This window comes from Vibrio sp. 10N.261.52.A1 (assembly GCF_002876325.1).
In the GTDB taxonomy this organism is placed as follows: domain Bacteria; phylum Pseudomonadota; class Gammaproteobacteria; order Enterobacterales; family Vibrionaceae; genus Vibrio; species Vibrio chagasii.
Genome location: NZ_MCYD01000747.1, coordinates 1 through 4,894, shown reverse-complemented (window position 1 = coordinate 4,894; position 4,894 = coordinate 1). Strand labels below are relative to the sequence as shown.

Genomic DNA, 4,894 nt, shown 5'->3' with positions numbered 1-4,894 from the left:
CTATAGGGGCGGGCAAATTACCAAAGGTAAAAGAGAAATGGATTGTTAGCGCTGCGTACTGCAGCGCTCGATATCAGAGTGCGAAACAGAATCCAAGATTGTAGTCATCACCATTTTTCGCCGTGAACTCTTTATCTTCACTTGATGCATTTGGTCGGCCGCTTTCATCGCCCTTCACTAGGCTAACCCAGTGTCTGATTCCAGAAGAAATACTTGCGTCTGTTTGACCGAAAGTAGTGCATGTCTCTAGTTGGATATCTTCAATATCAACAAGCTCAAGGTTACCTGTGCCTTTCCGAGCGCCCATCGTCACTTCAACGTGCGTACCGCTTTCATCACGGAACAGGATTGATGATGGTTTGGATTTATCACCTGTGTATGCCACAAAATGCTTAGCACGCTTCAGACCTGTGTGTTCACCATTTTTGAAGTAAACCTGAACATGTCGGTAGTCAATCTCATAGCTCACAACATCTTCATGAGAGCCCGACTCAAGAGGAAATAGAGTATCTAGCAACTGTTTCGCCATCTTCTGCTTTTCGAGTTGCTTGTCTGCTTTCACCATTTCGACGGCAAAGACAGCTTCAGCAATAAAAGTTGAATGGTTTCTGTGAAGTTCTGTTTTGTCTAGTGTCAGCATATTCATAGTCTATCCCTCGTACGGCTTTAAATTTCACGTAGGTCAAACATCCTAATTGACCCTTTTCAGATTTGTTCTTTACTGCTCGGTTTCCATGTTTTTCATACTACTGTTATTTTTGAAACAATTTCACAACAAAAATTACACACTGTGAATTTTACTAAATTGCTTTTTTACACACTCCTATTTTTAGGGGTAAAATGAGCATTAAGTCATTAATTTTAATAGACTTACACTCACCACACCCTGACTTTTACGTCTTGTTTGACTTTGTGTAATATCCAACCCCAACTAGCTTGTTATCGATAACTCGATAGTAGGTATGCTTGGTTTCGACCTTACTCGACAATGGATTTAACCAGCGATAGGTATAAACACCACGGCCATTTTCTCGCGCAAGATTCAACATATCAGTGAGGATCGGCTTATCATCTGGGCTCAAGATTTCGTTGTGTGATCGCCCAACCAACTCCGGTGACACGCCATGAGCTAGTAGCTTTCCAGAACTCATGTCCATCACAAACACATACAAATCTCCTTCCACAAAGCTGCCTTCAGCGTCATTGAACTCAACCAAGCTATCTTGTTCAGACTCCACTATCGCAGTCATCGCTCTCGCCAATAAATTCTTTGCCTCGGCCGCACTCGAACGTTCAGGGTAATAACCGACAGCGACAATCACATCGCCTACTCGCTCAAAGAACGTAGTTTTCGGTTCACCCATACGATCAGTCGGGTTCGTCCAGTGATATTCCACCTCGCCAAAACCGTTGTGGACCGCTTTTGTGATCATTTCTCGAAAAAATGGATTGCCGTAAACATCTTGTGTGTCCAATACACTGTCGCCCACCAACACCATGGAAGAGCCGCCACTGGCAAGAAATTGACCATCAATTCCGAGTGCAAACACGTATAACTCACCGTCTATGTACTCAGGGTCACTCATGAAATCTTTGACGCTTTCATCACCCTCGGTTTGAACGTGGATTACAGCTTTCGCCAGCAGAGTCTTGGCTCTTCTCTCTGCCTCGCTCACCACGTGGGGCTCAGAAATATCAAGCACATTAACAGGCTTAGCTTGTTTCTCTTTTTCAGAATGTTCGGCACGTAAACTAATGCCACTCACGACAGCAAACACAGCACAGCCAATGAGGATGATTCTGGATAAATTCATGGTTATCTCTCCTAATAGCCCACTAAGGACGGAAGCCAAAGCGTAATTTGTGGGAAGAAAGCGATAACGAAAACGCCCACAACAGAAGCAAGAACAAAGGGATGGATCTTCGCGGTGATTTGCTCAACCGTGGAACCCCCTATTCCCGAGGCAACAAAGATGTTTTCGCCAAGCGGCGGCGTTGCAAAACCTATCGATAAGGTACATACAACCACTATACCCACGTGAGTAGGATCCGCGCCCAGCATATACATGATTGGTAATAGAACCGGCACGATGATCATAATCGCTGCTAAGGTTTCCATGAACATACCGATGAACAACAGCAAAGTAATCGTAAGCGCCCACACCATGTACATGTTGTCAGTAAAACTGAGCAAAGATTCAGCCACCACCACTGGAATTTTTTGTTCAATCAGTAAACGACCAAACACGGTAGCAGCAAACAGGATCAGCAATACACGTCCGGTGATCCACGTCGTGGTTGATAGAGATTTCATCACGCTTTTGAATGACAACTCGCGGTGAATAAATACACCCACAAACAGCGAATAAAAAATTGCCACAACCGCAGACTCTGTTGGTGTGAACATACCGCTGTAGATACCGCCAAGAATCAAAAATGGCGCTAGTATCGACCATAAACCTCGACGCAAGTAATGCCTTACATCACCAAATGACCAGGTTTCAGTAAGCCCTTTGTAGCCTTCGCGCTTAGCAATGAAATAGTTAGTCAGTACCAGTGTCGAAGCCATGATGAAACCCGGCACAACCCCGGCGACAAACAGCTTTGGAATCGATAAAGAAGCAAACTGGCCATGTTGTGCAATGGCTTCTGGTGGCGCCATTAAGCCCATCGCAGATATACCAAAAATAACTAAAGGGATGGATGGCGGAATAATGATCCCTAGTCCGCCAGATGCCGCCGTTACTGCCGAGGCGTAACTCTTATCGTAGTCACGCTTAACCATCGCAGGCACCATTAGCATACCTACCGCGGCTGTGGTTGCTGGGCCAGAACCAGAGATAGCACCGAAGAAAAGACAGGCCATTACCGTTGCCGCACCAAGACCGCCTGTTACTGGCCCAGCTAAGCTTTCGGCAATATCAACCAAACGTTTGGAGATCCCAGCCGCCTCCATTAATGCACCCGCAAGCACAAAGGCTGGCAGAGCCATAAGCGGGAAGTTACCTACCGAAGTAAATGCGATTTGTACCAGTGCGATAGGATTTTTGTCGAGCAACATATAAGCCGCCATCGAAGCGCCGGCCAGTGATACCGTGATTGGTGCACCTAGGATTAACAGGGTTAAGAAGCCACCAAATAAAATTAGAGTTAAATAGGATTCCATTATTACATCTCTCTATTACGACTATTCTCTGTGACTACTGCATCGACTTTTGTGCAGTCATTTTTCGCAGTTCTTTCACTTCTGGATCTTCATTGGTTGCACCTTTGAATAGGCGCTCATAGTTGTTCCAGATAATTCGAATCATCATCAGGGAAAACGCGATAGGTAAAATCATGTAGAAGTACTTCATCGGGATACCTGTGGTCTGAGACTTCCAAAATAGGTTCATTTTGTTGAACACAAAGTCATAACTGAGATAGACAAAGTAACCGTTGAAGCAGAGCCATAAGAAATCAGCGATGGTTTCACTGACGGTTTGCACAATGGGCGGAAAGAATTTGAAGTGAAAGCTCACTCGGTTGTGTGCCGACATCTTGGCCGCCACAACAGCCCCTAGATAAGCAAACCAAACGAACATGTAAGTAGCGACTTCATCCCCCCACGGGATTGAGTAATCGAATAGCTGACGCGTCAGGATTTGTGTAAACAGCAATAGGACAAAGCTTGCAAGCAACAAACAACATGTATATTCCTCAATGTTGTTCAGGTGTTTTTTTATTGTTTTAGCGACTGACATATAACCTCCAATGTTGATTTTCACATGACAACCAGTCGCTCACGGTCCTAAAAGATCAGGTACAGAACAGCTCAACGAGTACAGCCATGTAAATGCCCCATCTCACTGTTCTATCGCTAGGTGATTAAGTCGCGGAGAACAGCAGATAGGGCGAATCTAATCGTTACTTTCTACCTAGTAACTCAAGAACGTCGTCTAGCTTGTCTTTGCCTCCGATGCTTGAGTAGAACTTAGGCCAAACTGATTTAGTCACCTTGTTGATCCACTCTTGCTCGTTGTCTGCTGGGTCTGTAAATACCATGCCCTTCGCTTGTAGCTCTTCGCGAATTTGGTTTTCCGTATTTTCTAAATAAGCGAAGCTGTGCTCTGTCGCTTCCTGACCTGCTTCAAGAATGATCTTCTGCATTTCAGGTGTTTGCTGTTGGAAGACCGTTTCACTCACGATGAGAGGTTCTAGAGAGAAAATGTAGCGAATGTTGGTCACGTACTTTTGTACTTCGTTAAACTTCATCGCATGCACTGTGATGTAAGGGTTATCTTGACCATCTACCACGCCCTGTTGCAGGCCAGTAAAGGTTTCAGACCAAGCCATTGGCGTTGGGTTTACGCCCCATGCTTGGTAAGAAGCGATCATGATTTCGTTACGAGGAACACGAATCACGAGCCCTTTAAGATCTTCTGGGGAAGCGACAGGCTTTTTCGAGTTAGTCAAAACCCTAAAGCCAGAATAAGCCCAACCGACAATACGAACACCAGCATCACGAATCGTATTATCGACTAAGTCTTGGCCTACTTGACCTTGAGTCAGTAGCACTGCTTCTTCTGCGCTCTGAATAACGTAAGGCATAGTCAGTAGACCAACCGTCGGAGAAAAAGGGGTGACGTTGTTGATCGCCAGTACAGAGAAATCAAGAAGACCGATTGCCGCATCATTTACTGTGTCTTGCTCGTTGCCTAACTGACCATTCGGGAACAGATCGATTTTCACTTTACCGTCTGTTTTTTGCTCCATGAGTTCAGAGAATGAGGTCGCTAATTCCCACTGCGTACCACCAGCAGCATCGCCGATGGCCATTTTAAAATTCGCTGCTGCCGCGGTATTAGATAGCACCGCTGTTGCTACAATGGTGACACCAGCAATAATTTTATTT

At 45.2% G+C, this 4,894-nt stretch carries 5 protein-coding genes; all 5 read right to left on the bottom strand.

Translation table 11 applies throughout. From position 1 onward, the window contains the following. Positions 1-73 precede the first annotated feature (73 nt). Entirely contained in the window at positions 74-646 is a 573-nt protein-coding gene (locus BCT81_RS15355; RefSeq protein ID WP_061032195.1) for a malate synthase, read from the bottom strand. A 247-nt stretch (positions 647-893) separates the two neighbouring features. Then, entirely contained in the window at positions 894-1,814 is a 921-nt protein-coding gene (locus BCT81_RS15350) for a cache domain-containing protein (protein WP_102424991.1), read from the bottom strand. An 11-nt stretch (positions 1,815-1,825) separates the two neighbouring features. After that, positions 1,826-3,166: a TRAP transporter large permease gene (locus tag BCT81_RS15345; protein WP_102424990.1), complete on the bottom strand. Its 1,341-nt coding sequence runs from the start codon at positions 3,164-3,166 to the stop codon at positions 1,826-1,828. A 34-nt stretch (positions 3,167-3,200) separates the two neighbouring features. Continuing rightward, entirely contained in the window at positions 3,201-3,743 is a 543-nt protein-coding gene (locus tag BCT81_RS15340) for a TRAP transporter small permease (RefSeq protein ID WP_008215727.1), read from the bottom strand. A gap of 163 nt (positions 3,744-3,906) precedes the next feature. Then, on the bottom strand, positions 3,907-4,894 hold a 988-nt coding region (locus tag BCT81_RS15335; protein WP_241908219.1), incomplete at its 5' end, for a TRAP transporter substrate-binding protein.

What these genes read in the sequence shown, in the direction of transcription:
- BCT81_RS15355 (WP_061032195.1), bottom strand. Translation starts at nt 646, where the DNA reads ATGAATATGCTGACACTAGACAAAACAGAACTTCACAGAAACCATTCA.
- BCT81_RS15350 (WP_102424991.1), bottom strand. Translation starts at nt 1,814, where the DNA reads ATGAATTTATCCAGAATCATCCTCATTGGCTGTGCTGTGTTTGCTGTC.
- BCT81_RS15345 (WP_102424990.1), bottom strand. Translation starts at nt 3,166, where the DNA reads ATGGAATCCTATTTAACTCTAATTTTATTTGGTGGCTTCTTAACCCTG.
- BCT81_RS15340 (WP_008215727.1), bottom strand. Translation starts at nt 3,743, where the DNA reads ATGTCAGTCGCTAAAACAATAAAAAAACACCTGAACAACATTGAGGAA.